The sequence below is a fragment of the Paraburkholderia sp. genome, from assembly GCF_050742655.1.
Lineage (GTDB): Bacteria > Pseudomonadota > Gammaproteobacteria > Burkholderiales > Burkholderiaceae > Paraburkholderia.
Genome location: NZ_JBOIGG010000015.1, coordinates 41,986 through 57,329, shown reverse-complemented (window position 1 = coordinate 57,329; position 15,344 = coordinate 41,986). Strand labels below are relative to the sequence as shown.

Below are 15,344 nucleotides of genomic sequence, written 5' to 3'. Positions count from 1 at the left end.
TTGATGCAGACGCTGCGGTTGAATAAAACGACGATCTGGGGGCGGCTGCCGACATTCCTGTTCTGTGCAGCCGTGTTGTTATCCGCGACACCGCGCGTCTTTGCGCAATCCGATGATCCGCTCGTCGTGCATCGCACGGCGGCGGAGCTGCTCAACCGGATTCACGAGGCAGCCCAGCAGCAGAACTACGAAGGTGCGTTCGTCTATCAGCGCGGCGCGTTCGTGCAGTCGTCGCGCATCGCCCATTACGCGACGCGCAACGACGGCGAGTACGAGCAGCTCGAGAGCCTGGATGGCAAGCCGCGCAAGATGCTGCGGCATAACGACGACCTGTACACGTTCATTCCCGAGCGGCATCTGTGCGTCGTCGAGAAGCGGCAGAACAAGGATTCATTTCCGGCACTGCTCTCGGCGAGCAGCGATCAGGTGCTGACCGTCTATGAGCCGAAGCTGCTCGGCACCGACCGGGTCGCGGGCATCGACAGCCAGGTGATCGAACTCGATCCGAAGGACGCGTTCCGCTTTGCGTACAAACTGTGGGCCGACACGAAAACCGGCCTGCTGCTGCGCGCACAGACGCTCGATCCGAACGGCCAGGTGCTCGAACAGCTGTCGTTCACGCAGATCCGCATCGGCGTGCCGGTCGACAAGGCAGGTATCGCCAACGGCATTCGCAATACCGCCGGCTGGACCGTGGTGCATCCGCCGGTCGAGCCGGTCGACATGGAAGCGCAAGGCTGGCAGATCGCACCGACGGTGCCGGGTTTCCGCAAGATTCGCGAATTGCGCCGACCCATGGCCGCGCGCGATGCCGGCGATCCCCCGATTCCCGTGGACCAGGCGGTGTTCTCCGACGGTCTCGCCGCGATTTCGATTTTTGTCGAACCGACCGAAAAGAATTCCCGCAAGGAAGGTTCGGGCAGCAGCGGCGCGACGCATGTGCTCGTCAAGCGGCGCGGCGATTTCTGGATCACCGTTCTCGGGGAAGTGCCCCAGACCACGTTGCAGCAATTTGCGTCTGCCATAGAATACAAAGCTCCCAAGTAAATCCTTCGGCTCGCTACGATATGACGACTCTCCCGGTGCGCAAATTTCTCGCGGCCGCAGCGGTGGCTGTTTGCCTGCCGTTCGTACCGCACACGGCTTCCGCGGCGCCCGCGGCCAGTCTTCCCGACTTCACCGATCTCGTCGACAAGGTCGGTCCTGCTGTCGTTAACATCCGCACGACCACCAAGGTGTCGAATTCGACGCGTGGTTTGCCGCCGGGTCTCGACGACGGCGACATGTCCGAATTCTTCCGGCGCTTCTTCGGCATTCCGTTGCCGCAGTCACCGCAACAACCCGGCACGCCTCGCGGTAATGGTGGCGGTAAAGGGGACAATGGCGGCAACGGCGGCAATGGTGGTAACGGCGGCAGCCAGGATTCGCCCGATAGCGGCAGCGACTCCGAGCAGAGCAGCGGCGTCGGCTCCGGCTTCATCCTGTCTTCGGACGGCTACGTGATGACCAACGCGCACGTCGTCGACGACGCGGACACGATCTACGTGACGCTCACCGACAAGCGCGAATTCAAGGCGAAGCTGATCGGCGTCGACGATCGCACCGACGTCGCCGTCGTCAAGATCAGCGCCGCGAACCTGCCTACCGTCACGATCGGCGACTCGAACAAGGTTCGCGTCGGCGAATGGGTGGTCGCGATCGGTTCGCCGTTCGGGCTCGAGAATACGGTCACGGCGGGCATCGTCAGCGCGAAGGGTCGCGATACCGGCGACTATCTGCCGTTCATCCAGACCGACGTGGCCGTCAATCCGGGTAACTCGGGCGGTCCGCTGATCAACATGCAGGGCGAGGTGATCGGCATCAACTCGCAGATCTACAGCCGGACCGGCGGCTTCATGGGGATTTCGTTCGCGATTCCGATCGACGAAGCGATGCGCGTCGCCGATCAGTTGAAGACCACGGGCAAGGTCACGCGAGGCCGTATCGCGGTCGCGATCGGCGAGGTGACGAAGGACGTCGCGGATTCGCTCGGTCTGCCGAAAGCACAGGGTGCGCTCGTCAGCAGCGTCGAACCGAACGGCCCGGCCGATAAGGCAGGCGTGCAGCCCGGCGACATCATCCTGAAGTTCAACGGCCATTCCGTCGATACCGCGACCGATCTGCCGCGCATGGTCGGCGAAACGAAGCCGGGCACGAAGGCGACGATCACCGTGTGGCGCAAGGGTCAGTTACGCGATCTGCCCATTACGATCGCGGAAATGCAGACCGACAAGGTCGCGAAGGCCGACCAGAAGAAGACGCCGCCGCCGAAGCCGCGCGCGTCGAATGCGCTCGGCGTTGCGGTCAGCGACCTCCCGGCCGACCAGCAGAAAGCGTTGAAGGTGAACGGCGGCGTGCAGGTCGATTCCGTCGACGGGCCGGCGGCACGCGTCGGACTGCAGCGTGGAGACATCATCCTGCGGGTCGGCGACACCGATATCACGAGCGCTCGCCAGTTCGAAGACCTCACGTCGCATCTGGATTCGCAGAAGATGGTCGCGCTGCTGGTCCGGCGCGGCGACAACACGCAGTTCGTGCCGATCCGTCCGCGCGCGCCGGCGCAGAAATGATGGCGATGGCACCGCTCACGCTCTATGGGCGCGCGTGGTGCCACCTCTGCGACGACATGCGCGCGGCACTCGAGCCCGTGCTGGCCGAGTTCGGCGCGACGGTCGACGTACTCGACATCGACGCCGATCCAGCGCTCGAAGCGCGCTTTAACGAACTGGTGCCGGTGTTGATGTGCGATGGCGTCGAGTTATGCCACTACCACTTCGACGAGGCACGCGTGCGTGCGGCATTGACGGCGCGCGTTGCGCGCAGCGTCTGAATTACAAATAGTCAGAGATAACCCTGCGGCTAGTCCGAAACGCCGAACGGCGTGCTCCAGTCTGGTAAACCCGCCGGGCGAGGCCCTTTTCGGCTAAAATAGATAAGTTTTTCACCTACTTACAAGGCGTGCTCCGCAATTGTCAGAGCGCGCCTTTTTCGCTTGATCGGCACTGAATGGATCATATTCGTAATTTCTCGATCATCGCGCACATCGACCATGGCAAGTCGACGCTCGCAGATCGCATCATCCAGCTGTGCGGCGGTTTATCGGACCGCGAAATGGAGTCGCAGGTGCTCGACTCGATGGATATCGAGCGCGAACGGGGCATCACCATCAAGGCGCAGACCGCCGCATTGTCGTATCGCGCGCGCGACGGCCAGGTCTACAACCTGAATCTGATCGACACGCCCGGGCACGTCGATTTCTCGTACGAAGTGAGCCGTTCGCTGTCCGCATGCGAAGGGGCGCTGCTCGTCGTCGATGCGAGCCAGGGTGTCGAGGCGCAGACCGTGGCGAACTGCTACACCGCGATCGAACTGGGCGTCGAGGTCGTGCCGGTCCTGAACAAGATCGATCTGCCGGCGGCGGATCCCGACAACGCGATTTCCGAAATCGAAGACGTGATCGGCATCGACGCAACCGATGCCACGCATTGCAGCGCGAAGACCGGGCTGGGCGTCGAGGACGTGCTCGAAGCGCTGATCGCGAAAGTGCCCGCGCCGAAGGGCGATCCGAACGCGCCGCTGCAGGCGCTGATCATCGATTCGTGGTTCGACAACTACGTCGGCGTCGTGATGCTCGTGCGTATCAAGAACGGCACGCTGCGCCCGAAAGAGCGCATCAAGCTGATGGCGACCGGCGCGCAATACCCGGTCGAGCACGTCGGCGTGTTCACGCCGAAGTCCAGGGATCTGGAGTCGCTGTCGGCGGGGCAGGTGGGCTTCATCATCGCGGGGATCAAGGAACTGGCCGCGACGAAAGTCGGCGACACCGTCACGCATGTGACGAAACCCGCGTCTGAACCGCTGCCCGGTTTCAAGGAAGTGAAGCCACAGGTGTTCGCTGGCCTGTATCCGGTCGAGGCGAACCAGTACGACGCGCTGCGCGAGTCGCTCGAAAAGCTGAAGCTCAACGACGCATCGCTGCAGTACGAACCCGAAGTTTCGCAGGCACTCGGCTTCGGTTTCCGCTGCGGCTTCCTCGGTCTGCTTCACATGGAGATCGTGCAGGAACGGCTCGAGCGCGAGTTCGACATGGACCTGATCACGACCGCGCCGACCGTCGTCTACGAGGTGCTGCTGCGCGACGGCTCGACGATCATGGTCGAGAACCCCGCGAAGATGCCCGATCCGTCGAGGACCGAGGAAATCCGCGAGCCGATCGTCACTGTGAACCTGTACATGCCGCAGGACTACGTCGGCTCGGTGATCACGCTGTGCACGCAGAAGCGCGGCAACCAGATCAACATGCAGTATCACGGCCGCCAGGTGCAGCTCACGTACGAAATCCCGATGGCGGAAATCGTGCTCGACTTCTTCGACCGGCTGAAGTCGGTGTCGCGCGGCTATGCGTCGATGGATTACGAGTTCAAGGAATACCGCTCGTCAGATGTCGTGAAGGTCGACATGCTGATCAACGGCGACAAGGTCGATGCGTTGTCGGTGATCGTGCACCGTTCGCAGTCGCAGTATCGCGGCCGCGAAGTGGCGGCGAAGATGCGCGAAATCATTCCGCGCCAGATGTACGACGTTGCGATCCAGGCCGCGATCGGCGCGCACATTATCTCGCGCGAGAACATCAAGGCGCTGCGCAAGAACGTGCTGGCCAAGTGCTACGGCGGCGACATCTCGCGTAAGAAGAAGCTGCTCGAAAAGCAGAAAGAGGGGAAGAAGCGGATGAAGCAGGTCGGCTCCGTTGAAATCCCGCAGGAAGCTTTCCTTGCTATCCTGCGCGTCGAAGACAAATAAACCGTCCGACAAAAATAGGTCCGATAACAGGAACCCGTATGAATTTTGCGCTGATTCTTTTTGTGCTCGTCGTCTTGACGGGTGTTGCATGGGTCTTGGATAAACTGATTTTCGTGCCGCAGCGCCGCCGCGCGGCAGACGCGGCCGTCGCCGAGTTCGATCGCCAGCAAGCACGCGTGGGCGAGCGTTTCGCCGACGAGAACGCACCGCAGACGCGAGCGCACCTGCGTGACGAGAAACTGCGCCAGCCGTGGTGGCTCGAATACACCGCGAGCTTTTTCCCGGTCATTCTCGTTGTGTTCGTCGTGCGCTCGTTCGTCGTCGAACCGTTCAAGATTCCGTCGGGGTCGATGGTGCCGACGCTGCTGGTCGGCGATTTCATCCTCGTCAACAAGTTCGATTACGGCATCCGCCTGCCGATCGTCAACACGAAGATCACGCAGGGACGGCCGCTGCAGCGCGGAGACGTAGTTGTGTTCCGCTATCCGAAAGACGAATCGGTCGACTACATCAAGCGCGTGATCGGCCTGCCCGGCGATGTCGTCGCGTATCAGGACAAGCAACTGACGATCAACGGCAAGCCGGTGCCCGAAACGGCGCTGCCGGACTACTTCGACGAAGAGCGCATCGGCTATGCGAAGCAGTTCGAGGAAGATCTCGACGGCCGCAAGAACGCCATTCTGAACAACCCCGCAGTGCCGCCGTTCATCGTCGGCGCAGAAGATTATCCGTATCGCGACAACTGTCAATACAACGCGCGCGGCGTGATCTGCAAGGTGCCGCCGGGCAACTACTTCATGATGGGCGACAACCGCGACAACAGCGCCGACAGTCGCTATTGGGGCTTCGCGCCGGACCAGAACATCGTCGGTCGCGCGTTCTTCATCTGGATGAATTTCAGCAACCTGAAACGCATCGGACCGTTCCACTGAGTTTGACGGTCGCGCAACGTCTGCGCATGCCTCGCATCCTCTTCGATACACGCCGCGCACTCGCGCGGCGTGTTATCACGCTACTTTAAGAACGCGCGGTAACGTCGCTTCGCGACGGTTTTTCGCCTGCCGGACCGCGTTGTCGCCGGGCGAGGCGCCCGCGTTATACTCTGCACATGCCTTCATCTCCGTTGGAAAGCCGTTTGCGCTACGAATTTCGCAATGCGGAATTGTTGCGCCAGGCTTTGACACATCGCAGTCACAGCGCCACGCATAACGAACGGCTCGAGTTTCTTGGCGACTCCGTTCTGAATTGCGCGGTTGCTGCACTTTTGTTCCAGCGTTTCAGCAAGCTGGACGAAGGCGATCTGTCACGTGTCCGCGCCAACCTGGTCAAACAGCAATCCCTCTACGAAATAGCTCAGGCCCTGAATGTTTCGGAGGGGTTGCGCCTCGGCGAAGGCGAGTTGCGCAGCGGCGGGTTCCGCCGGCCGTCGATCCTTGCCGACACGCTGGAAGCCATTCTGGGTGCGGTCTTCCTCGACGGCGGCTTCGACGCCGCCCAGACGGTAATCAAACGCCTGTACGTGCCGATCCTCGACCATATCGACCCGCGCACGCTCGGCAAGGATTCGAAGACGCTGCTGCAGGAATACCTGCAAGGCCACAAGCTGCCGCTACCGACCTACACGGTCGTCGCGACGCATGGTGCGGCGCACAATCAACAGTTCGAAGTCGAATGCTCGGTGCCCAAGCTGGACGTCAAGGTGTCCGGGTCGGGTGCGAGCCGCCGCGCGGCCGAGCAGGGCGCCGCGAAGAAGGCACTCGACGAGGTCATGGCGGCAGCGCCGGCGATGGTCGCGAAGCCGCGCCGCTCGAAGGGCACCCGCGCCGCGAAGCGCGCCGAGCCGGAAATCGTGCCGGGCGTCGCTGGCGTGCAGACAGCACTCGATCTCCGTACACCTGATCGCAAGAGCGAACGCGCCGCGCGCAGCGAGGCGAAGCCGGCTGTCGTGCCCGACGCACCGACTGCAGTCTCACCGGCGCTTGCCCCCGTACCCGCGCCGCTCGCCGTGATCCGGGCGGCTCACGTGGAATATAGCCAGCCGGCTGCGTCGTCTGCGGACAAGGACAAAGCCGACCGGACCGAGAAGAACGACAAAAACGAGCGCGGCGAGAAAGCCGTCGAAAAGCTCGTCGAAAAGGTTGCCGAAAAAACCGCCGCACATCGCCACACCCGCGGCGAGCCGTTGAACGGTGCAGCCGCCGAGCCTGGCACGGCCGGCGCCGCCGAAGCCGAACTCGAACCCGGGCTCGTCGACGTACCGCAGCGTGTCGCCGACGCCGGCCATTGATCTACCGATATCGACCGGGCGCCGCACACGACGCCCGCTCCCCCTGAACTTGCGGTAACCGAATATGAACGCTCCCACTCCCTCTGGTTTTCGCTGCGGCATGGTCGCGATCGTTGGCCGTCCGAACGTCGGCAAGTCGACACTGATGAATGCGCTCGTCGGCCAGAAGGTCAGTATCACGTCGCGCAAGGCGCAGACCACGCGGCACCGCATCACCGGCATCCATACGCTCGAAGACGCGCAGTACATCTTCGTCGATACGCCCGGCTTCCAGACGCGCCACGCCAGCGCGCTGAACCGTTCGCTGAACCGCGCGGTGACATCGACGCTGTCGTCGGTCGACGCGGTGCTGTTCGTGATCGAAGCGGGCCGCTTCGGTCCGGACGACCAGAAGGTGCTCGACCTGATTCCCGCGTCGGCGCCTACGCTGCTGGTCGCGAACAAGCTCGACCGCGTGTCCGACAAGGACTCGCTGTTCCCGTTCATGCAGCAGATGAGCGCGCTTCGCGAGTACAAGGAAATCGTGCCGCTGTCGGCGAAGAATCCCGACGACATCAAGCGGCTGATGGTGACGGTGCGCCCGTATCTGCCGGAAGGCGAGCCGATCTACGGCGAAGACGATCTGACCGATCGCAGCGAGCGCTTCCTTGCGGCCGAAATCCTGCGCGAGAAAGTATTCCGCTGGACCGGCGACGAGTTGCCGTACACGAGCACCGTGCTGATCGAGAAATTCGAAACCGAAGGGCGGCTGCGCCGCATCTTCGCGACGATCCTCGTCGAACGCGACACCCACAAGGCGATGATCATCGGACAGAAGGGCGCGAAGCTGAAGCAGATCAGCACCGATGCGCGCATCGACATGGAAAAGCTGTTCGACGGCCCGGTGTATCTCGAGACTTTCATCAAGGTGAAGAGCGGCTGGGCCGACAACGAAGCCGGACTTCGTGCGTATGGGTACGAATGACGGGTGGATGACCCTGCCGTCGGATGCAGAGCCGGACGACGCCGAACCGGCCGAGCCCACGCGTCCGCGTGCCGCGAAAAAGACACCACGTGCGTCGACCAGCAAGCGTTCGTCGGCTGCCGCCGGCTTCGACACCGATCCAGCCGCAGCCGAACCTGAAGCGGCTGAACCCCGCAAGACCCCGACCCGCCGTACACCCCGCACCCCCCGCGCAACTGCATCCGAATACCGGATCGCGGAGCAACCGGCGTTCGTGCTGCACAGCTATCCGTACCGCGAAACGAGCCTGATCATCGACGTGCTGTCGCGCGATCACGGGCGCCTTGCGCTCGTCGCGAAGGGCGCGAAGCGTCCGCATTCGGCGCTGCGCGGCGTGCTGCAGACGTTCCAGCCGCTGGCGCTGTCGTGGTCCGGCAAAGGCGAGGTGCGCACGCTGACCGGCGCCGAATGGGTCGGCGGGATGCTGCCGCTCGGCGGCGACGCGCTGCTGTGCGGCTTCTACGTCAATGAGCTGATGGTGAAGTTCTGCGCGCGCGAAGACCCGCATCCGCAACTGTTCCATCACTACGTCGTCACCATGACGCGTCTTGCGCACGACGAACCGCCCGTGCAGGTACTGCGCTCGTTCGAGCGCGTGCTGCTGCGCGAGACGGGCTACGCGATGGCGCTCGACCGTACGGTGACGCGCCAGGCCGTCCAGGCCGAGCGCCGCTACGTGTTCGATCCCGAACGCGGCGTGCGCGAGGCCGCCGACGATCTGCCCGCACAATGGCCGATCGTCGCGGGGCAGACCTTGCTCGACATGGAGCACGACGATTACCATCGGCCGCAGACCGTCGCGCAAAGCAAGACGCTGATGCGCTTCCTGCTGAACACCTACCTCGGCGGCACGCCGCTCGCGACGCGCCAGATCCTGATCGACCTGCAAAACCTATGAGCTTCTTTCTCACCTCGCCCAACGTGATCGACCTCGGCGTGAATATCGACCACGTCGCCACGCTGCGCAACGTGCGCGGCACGACCTATCCCGATCCGATCCGCGCGGCACTCCTCGCCGAAGAGGCCGGCGCCGACGCGATTACGCTGCATCTGCGCGAAGACCGCCGCCATATCGTCGACGCGGATGTGCGCGCGCTGCGCCCGCTGCTAAAGACGCGGATGAACCTCGAATGCGCGATCACGCAGGAAATGCTCGACATCGCGTGCGACGTGAAACCGCACGACGTCTGCCTCGTTCCTGAAAAACGTGCGGAGCTGACGACCGAAGGCGGTCTCGATGTCGCGGGCCAGTTCGACTCGGTGCGCGCCGCGTGTGCGCAACTGGCCGAAGCCGGCTCGCGCGTATCGCTGTTCATCGATCCCGACGACGCGCAGATCCGCGCCGCGCACGAAGCGGGCGCGCCGGTCGTCGAGCTGCACACCGGCCGCTACGCGGAAGCGCACGACCCCACCGAACAGCAGCGCGAATACGAACGCGTCGTGCGCAGCGTCGAGCTGGGCGTGTCGCTGGGTCTGAAGGTCAACGCGGGGCACGGCTTGCACTACACGAACGTCCAGACGATCGCGGCGATCGACGGCATCGTCGAGCTGAACATCGGGCACGCGATCGTCGCGCATGCGATTTTCGCCGGCTGGGACAACGCGGTGCGCGAGATGAAGGCGATCATGGTCGCGGCGCGTCTCGCCGCGCGGACTTAACTCTGCACGGGCGACGACGCATGGCGATCTACGGCATCGGTACCGACATCGTTCAGGTCAGCCGCGTCGCGGCCGTGATGACGCGCACGAACGGCCGCTTCGCCGAGAAGGTGCTCGGCCCGGACGAACTGCGGGTTTATCACGCGCGCCGTGCGCGCTCGGAGGCACGCGGGCTCGCGTTTCTCGCGACGCGTTTTTCGGCGAAGGAAGCGTTCTCGAAAGCGATCGGCCTCGGCATGCACTGGCCGATGACGTGGCGTGCGCTGCAGACCCTGAACGAACCGAGCGGCCGGCCGATGGTGGTCGCATCCGGCGAACTCGCCGAATGGCTCGCCGCGCGCGGCATTACCGCGCGCGTGACGATCACCGACGAGCGCGACTACGCGGTGTCGTTCGTGATCGCGGAAACCGGCGAACCTGCCGCGCTGTAACTCTTTGATCACCCCGAGGCACGGTTCGCACTGTGCCTCTTTCTTTCTGCCTATCTGTTGCTTAATCGAATGAAAACCTCTCCTGGACCGGTGATGCTCGACGTGGTCGGCAAGACGCTGACCGATGACGACCGTCATCGTCTCGCCCATCCGATGACGGGCGGCGTGATCCTGTTCGCCCGCCATTACGAAAACCGCGCGCAGCTGGTCGCGTTGACCGACGCGATCCGCGACGTGCGCGAAGACATCCTGATTGCCGTCGATCACGAAGGCGGTCGCGTGCAGCGCTTTCGGACCGACGGATTCACCGTGCTGCCGTCGATGGGCGCGCTCGGCCAGCTGTGGGACAAGGACGTGCTGCGCGCGACGAAGGTCGCGACGGCGGTCGGCTACGTGCTCGCAGCCGAACTGCGCGCGTGCGGGATCGACATGAGCTTCACGCCGGTGCTCGACCTGAACTACGGGCAGTCGAAGGTAATCGGCGATCGCGCGTTCCATCGCGATCCGCGCGTCGTCGCGATGCTCGCGAAGAGCGTCAATCACGGCCTCGCGCTGGCCGGCATGGCGAACTGCGGCAAGCATTTTCCGGGGCACGGGTTCGCGCAGGCGGACTCGCACGTGGCGGTGCCCGTCGACGACCGGCCACTCGACGCGATCCTGCGCGACGACATCGCGCCGTACGACTGGCTCGGGATGTCGCTCGCGTCGGTGATCCCGGCGCACGTGATCTATCCGCAGGTCGACACGAAGCCGGCGGGTTTTTCGCGTGTGTGGCTGCAGGAAATCCTGCGCGGCAAACTGCGTTTTCCGGGTGCGATCTTCAGCGACGATCTGTCGATGGAGGCTGCGCGGCAGGGCGGTTCGCTGACCGAGGCCGCGACGGCCGCGCTCAACGCCGGCTGCGACATGGTGCTGATCTGCAATCAGCCGGACCAGGCAGGTAAGGTGCTCGAGGCGCTGCGCTTCACGCCGACGAAAGCGTCGCAGCGTCGGTTGAAGCGGATGCGTCCGCGCGGCAAGGCGTTGAAGTGGAGCAAGCTGATCGCGGAGCCGCAGTATCAGCAGGCGCAGGCGCTGTTGCGCGAGGCGTTCGCGTAAGTATCAAGCAGCGCGGGGGCCGTCGTTCAGAACGACGGCCCCCGCGTCTTCATGCCAATCTCACTCGCGCTCAGTTCAGCCGCATGCGCTGCAGCTTGTTGTAGAGCGTCTTCGGACTGATGCCGAGCAGCGATGCAGCGCGATGCCGCGTACCGCCGACCGCGTCGAGCGTCGCGCGGATCAGCATTTCCTCGACGTCCGCGAGCGGTGTGCCGACGGTGACCTGCACACGGCTACCGTTCAGATCCCGCGTGCCGCCTGCGCCGGACTCGTCCGCGCGCAGCGATTCGAGCACGTCGCCGGACGCCTGGTACGCACGCCGCACGCGCTCCTGCAATTCGCGGACGTTGCCGGGCCAGTCGTACGAAAGGCATTCGCGGATGAAGTTTGGGCTCACCAGGCGCGTCGTGTCCGCGACGCCATGCGCGTTCGCCTCGCGATTCAGTTCGTCGATGAGCGCCTGCGCGAACAGCGCCGGGTCGTCGCCGCGTTCACGCAGCGGCGGCAGCGCCAGCGCCGCGGCTTCGAGCCGCAGGCCCAGGTCCTCGTGCAGCGAACCGTCCGCGATCGCATTGCGCGGCACCTTGCGGGTCGACGCGATCAGCCGGAAGTCGGTGACCACCTGGTTCGTGCCGCCCACGCGCATGAACGTCTGCGAATCGAGCGCGCGTAGCAGCGCTTCCTGCAGCTCGCGCGGCAATTCAGCGATCTCGTTGATGTACAGCGTGCCGCCGCTCGCCTGCTCGAAGAGCCCGGGTTCGCGTTGCTCGGCGCCGCTGAACGCGCCGCGTTCATGACCGAACAGCAGGCTTTCGAGCGAACGGCTGCCCGCGCGTTCGATGGCAGCCTGTTCGGTGCGGCAATCGAACACGACGAACGGCCCCTTGCGACGCCGGCTCATCTCGTGCAGCGTGCGCGCCGCGACGCTCTTGCCGGTGCCGACCTCGCCGGAAATCAGCACGGCCGTCTCGGTCGGTGCGAGTTGTTCGATCGTGTCGTACACGTGCTGGATCGCACCGCTGCGCCCAATCATCGTGCCGAAGCGGCCGAGCTGACGCAGCGTCGCACGCAGCGTCTGCACCTCCTCGGTCAGTTCGTACGGACGCGGAATACGCGCCAGCAGGCTGCGCAGCCGCGGGATGTTGACCGGCTTCAGCAGATAGTCCCAGATGCCGTGGCGCAGACCCTCGATCGCGCTTTCGACCGTCGCGTTGCCGGTCATCACGATCACGGGCAACGCGCCGCCGGGCGGCTGCGCGGGCAGATGCTGCAAGAGGTCCAGTCCGCTGCCGTCGGGCAGGTTCAGGTCGACCAGCACGACGTCCGGAATGAACCGCGTCAACGCGGCACGTGCTTCGGCGAGCGTCGTGGCGGTGTCGACGGAGAAACCGTCGGCGGCGAGGATCGCGGACAGCCCGGACAGGCTATTGGGATCGTCTTCGACAATCAGGGCATGTGGCATGGCGAGTGCAACTGGTTAAGTGAATCGAAAACCGGCCGATCTTCTTGCGGACGGCACCGGCATGTCTTGCTGCAGCAGTCGGGGCGCCGCAGCCTTGCCGACGATCTGCTTCCACGTTCCTTCAGCAATATCGTTGTTCATGGTTCGCTCCCTCCGTTCGAAACCCGTCTGGGTGATCTCTTCGAACTAGCAGAGAGCATGCCATTCAGCTTAATTCAGTGAATTCAGTACCTTACGTTCGTCGCTGGCGACGCGAACCGTGCAGTGCCGCCAATTTGACAATCGAACCGGTAAAGATTGCTTCAACCATACACGGTCGCGCAAAAAAGAAAAAGCGCCCGGGAGGGCGCTTTTTAATTCGGCCGCGAATTTTGCGGCCGTGCAGCGACGCGCTTTATGCGCGGCTGCGGTACTCGTTGGTGCGGGTGTCGATTTCGATCTTGTCGCCGATGCTGCAGAAGAGCGGCACTTGCAGTTCGAAGCCGGTGTTCAGCTTCGCGGTCTTCAGCACCTTGCCCGACGACGTATCGCCCTTGACCGCCGGTTCCGTGTAGATGATCTCGCGGACCAGCGTGGTCGGCAGTTCGACCGAGATCGCTTTCTCGTTGTAGAAAACGACTTCGCAGGCCATGCCGTCCTGCAGATAGTTGAGCGCCTCGCCCATCATTTCCGCCTCGACTTCGAACTGGTTGTAGTCGGCGTCCATGAACACGTACATCGGATCGGCGAAATACGAGTAGGTGACTTCCTTGCGATCCAGCAAGACGACGTCGAACTTGTCGTCGGCCTTGTAGACCGTTTCCATGCCCGCGCCCGTCAGCAGGTTCTTGAACTTCATCTTGACGACGGCGGAGTTGCGGCCCGATTTGTTGTACTCGGCTTTTTGCACGACCATCGCGTCGTTGCCGATCATCACGACGTTGCCCGTGCGGAGTTCCTGTGCGATCTTCATAAAACTGTCCTGTCCGAAATAAAGTGCTTCAAATTCAATAGATTCAATGACCTGTGGCGCAGTAGGCCCGACCCGCCTGGCCTGAGGCCGCGGCGGCGTGTTTGCCGACCGGCGCTGTACTTTTTCGACGCTGTTCTTTCTCGAGTTACCGACCGGCCGGGTACGTTTCGCGCCATTCGCGTGCCGGTTCCCCGGCGGAATGCTCCGCAGCTTTGCCGCGGTCACGTAGCAACGCTGCGTCGGCGCGATTTACCGCTTCATCGCCGATACCCACAGCCATGCCCGCGATCGGATAACCGCTTATTTTAACTGACTTTTTGCGAATCCGGCCAGATTTCCGGCGAGGTCGCCGATCACCGCGAGCTCCGATGACCAGGTCTTCGCGCGGGCGTCGAACGCGGCACGATGACGCTGGAAATCCGCCCAATCCGGCTCGCCCACCCCGTTCCATGCATGCCAGAAGCGGCCGAGTGCCGCGCGGGCGTCGGGTGCCAGCGGCGCGGCATAGTGGGCGAGCGTAGCGTCGAGCTTTGGCAGATGCGCGTCGTCGGCTTGCGGGTAGATGTGCCAGACGAACGGCCGTGCTGCCCACTGCGCGCGGACGAACGAGTCTTCGCCACGCACGAAATTGACGTCGCTTGACCACAGCAGCCGGTCGTAGCCCGCCTGGTCGGTGAACGGCAGCGCGTGCGCGGTGAGGTTGCCGCGTTGTGCGTGCGTGCCGGCCGAGAATGACGACAGCCCGGACGACACCCCGAAAAAGCGTGCGATGGCGCCGGAGATCCGGCCTTCGGGCACCAGTAGAACAATCGGCTCATTACTGTCGCGCCATTGGGCGAGCAGGCTGTCCGCCGCGCGGTTCTCGTACGCGAACAGCGACACGACCGTCGTGCTGGCGTCGGGGGGCGGCTCGCCCGTCGTCTCGCGCCACCACGCGGCGCGCGCTTCCGGTGAATCGACAAACGCCGTGCGGGCCACATCCAGCGTGCGTTCTTTCAGCACGCCGCCGGTGCCGGGTCCGAGCCCCGGGAAAAAGAACGATTTAACGAGCGAATAGCGCGGATGCGGCGACGGCCGCAGATGGAAATCGGCGACCCAGTCTTCGCCGCTCAGATATTCGAGGTTGATCCACGCCGGCGCCTGCTCGCGACGCGCCATCGCCGCGACGTACGCAGGCGGCAGCTCGCACGCAAAGGCCTCGACGACGACGTCCGCGACCTCGAGCGTCTGTCCCGCATGCGCCGGCTCGTGCCAGTGCTCGACGACGATGCCGTCCACCGTCTGTCGCGCGCGCGCCGTGTCGAGCGCGGGGCACAGCTTCTGGAACGTATGCAGGTCGTCGACGAACACGCGCACCTGCCAGCCGTGCTCGTGCGCGAGCTGGCGCGCAAGACGCCAGCACACGCCGATGTCGCCGAAGTTGTCGATCACCGCGCAGAAAATGTCGCACGCGATGCCGGTCGACGCGGGTGCCGTGGACGTGTCGTTGACGGAAGAAGAGTGGGCGGAGGACATGGCGTTCCGCGTCCGTGTTCGGACGTGTGCGGAATGTTCTAAACTGACGATTCTAAAGCAGCCGCCGCTATCCGTTTTTGCGGCGGCTCATGTCCCTT

Annotated in this window: 15 protein-coding genes; 11 read left to right on the top strand and 4 right to left on the bottom strand. The window is 63.8% G+C overall.

The features are described 5' to 3' along the window. The first annotated feature begins 3 nt into the window (after positions 1 to 3). The 11 genes from ACREXZ_RS20715 (at position 4) to nagZ (ending at position 11,317) form a co-directional block, all read left to right on the top strand. Positions 4 to 1,047, top strand: a complete 1,044-nt coding sequence (locus tag ACREXZ_RS20715; protein ID WP_431766104.1) for a MucB/RseB C-terminal domain-containing protein — start codon at positions 4 to 6, stop codon at positions 1,045 to 1,047. 20 nt (positions 1,048 to 1,067) lie between these two features. Further along, a complete protein-coding gene (locus ACREXZ_RS20710) occupies positions 1,068 to 2,609 on the top strand; it encodes a DegQ family serine endoprotease (protein WP_431765989.1) in 1,542 nt (513 codons plus the stop codon). After that, on the top strand, positions 2,606 to 2,869 hold the full coding sequence (locus tag ACREXZ_RS20705; protein WP_431765988.1) for a glutaredoxin family protein: 264 nt from the start codon (positions 2,606 to 2,608) through the stop codon (positions 2,867 to 2,869). Before ACREXZ_RS20710 ends, ACREXZ_RS20705 begins: the two co-directional genes overlap by 4 nt. Before the next feature lie 176 nt (positions 2,870 to 3,045). Next, a complete protein-coding gene (gene lepA / locus ACREXZ_RS20700) occupies positions 3,046 to 4,839 on the top strand; it encodes a translation elongation factor 4 (protein WP_431765987.1) in 1,794 nt (597 codons plus the stop codon). 38 nt (positions 4,840 to 4,877) lie between these two features. Continuing rightward, a complete protein-coding gene (lepB, locus tag ACREXZ_RS20695; protein WP_431765986.1) occupies positions 4,878 to 5,771 on the top strand; it encodes a signal peptidase I in 894 nt (297 codons plus the stop codon). A 176-nt stretch (positions 5,772 to 5,947) separates the two neighbouring features. Continuing rightward, positions 5,948 to 7,126, top strand: coding sequence for a ribonuclease III (gene rnc, locus ACREXZ_RS20690; protein WP_431765985.1), 1,179 nt, complete (start codon positions 5,948 to 5,950; stop codon positions 7,124 to 7,126). Positions 7,127 to 7,190: 64 nt separating this feature from the next. Continuing rightward, positions 7,191 to 8,090, top strand: coding sequence for a GTPase Era (gene era / locus ACREXZ_RS20685; protein WP_431765984.1), 900 nt, complete (start codon positions 7,191 to 7,193; stop codon positions 8,088 to 8,090). Then, positions 8,077 to 9,027, top strand: a complete 951-nt coding sequence (recO, locus tag ACREXZ_RS20680; RefSeq protein ID WP_431765983.1) for a DNA repair protein RecO — start codon at positions 8,077 to 8,079, stop codon at positions 9,025 to 9,027. The genes era and recO overlap by 14 nt, the downstream gene beginning before the upstream one ends. After that, a complete protein-coding gene (gene pdxJ, locus ACREXZ_RS20675) occupies positions 9,024 to 9,788 on the top strand; it encodes a pyridoxine 5'-phosphate synthase (protein WP_431765982.1) in 765 nt (254 codons plus the stop codon). Before recO ends, pdxJ begins: the two co-directional genes overlap by 4 nt. Before the next feature lie 20 nt (positions 9,789 to 9,808). Beyond that, complete coding sequence (gene acpS / locus ACREXZ_RS20670) at positions 9,809 to 10,219, top strand: holo-ACP synthase (protein WP_431765981.1); 411 nt, start codon at positions 9,809 to 9,811, stop codon at positions 10,217 to 10,219. 69 nt (positions 10,220 to 10,288) lie between these two features. Continuing rightward, a complete protein-coding gene (nagZ, locus tag ACREXZ_RS20665) occupies positions 10,289 to 11,317 on the top strand; it encodes a beta-N-acetylhexosaminidase (protein WP_431765980.1) in 1,029 nt (342 codons plus the stop codon). A gap of 70 nt (positions 11,318 to 11,387) precedes the next feature. Here the strand turns inward: nagZ and ACREXZ_RS20660 are convergent, their stop codons facing one another. From ACREXZ_RS20660 to earP, 4 genes are all read right to left on the bottom strand, one after another. Beyond that, positions 11,388 to 12,779 (bottom strand): sigma-54-dependent transcriptional regulator, encoded by a 1,392-nt coding sequence (locus ACREXZ_RS20660; protein ID WP_431765979.1) that lies wholly within the window; start codon positions 12,777 to 12,779, stop codon positions 11,388 to 11,390. A gap of 15 nt (positions 12,780 to 12,794) precedes the next feature. Continuing rightward, positions 12,795 to 12,920, bottom strand: coding sequence for a hypothetical protein (locus ACREXZ_RS20655; RefSeq protein ID WP_431765978.1), 126 nt, complete (start codon positions 12,918 to 12,920; stop codon positions 12,795 to 12,797). Between the two features lie 253 nt (positions 12,921 to 13,173). Next, positions 13,174 to 13,731, bottom strand: coding sequence for an elongation factor P (efp, locus tag ACREXZ_RS20650; RefSeq protein WP_431765977.1), 558 nt, complete (start codon positions 13,729 to 13,731; stop codon positions 13,174 to 13,176). A gap of 300 nt (positions 13,732 to 14,031) precedes the next feature. Further along, positions 14,032 to 15,246 carry an elongation factor P maturation arginine rhamnosyltransferase EarP gene (gene earP / locus ACREXZ_RS20645; protein ID WP_431765976.1) on the bottom strand — a complete coding sequence of 405 codons (1,215 nt, stop codon included), beginning with the start codon at positions 15,244 to 15,246 and terminating at the stop codon, positions 14,032 to 14,034. Between the last annotated feature and the right edge of the window lie 98 nt (positions 15,247 to 15,344).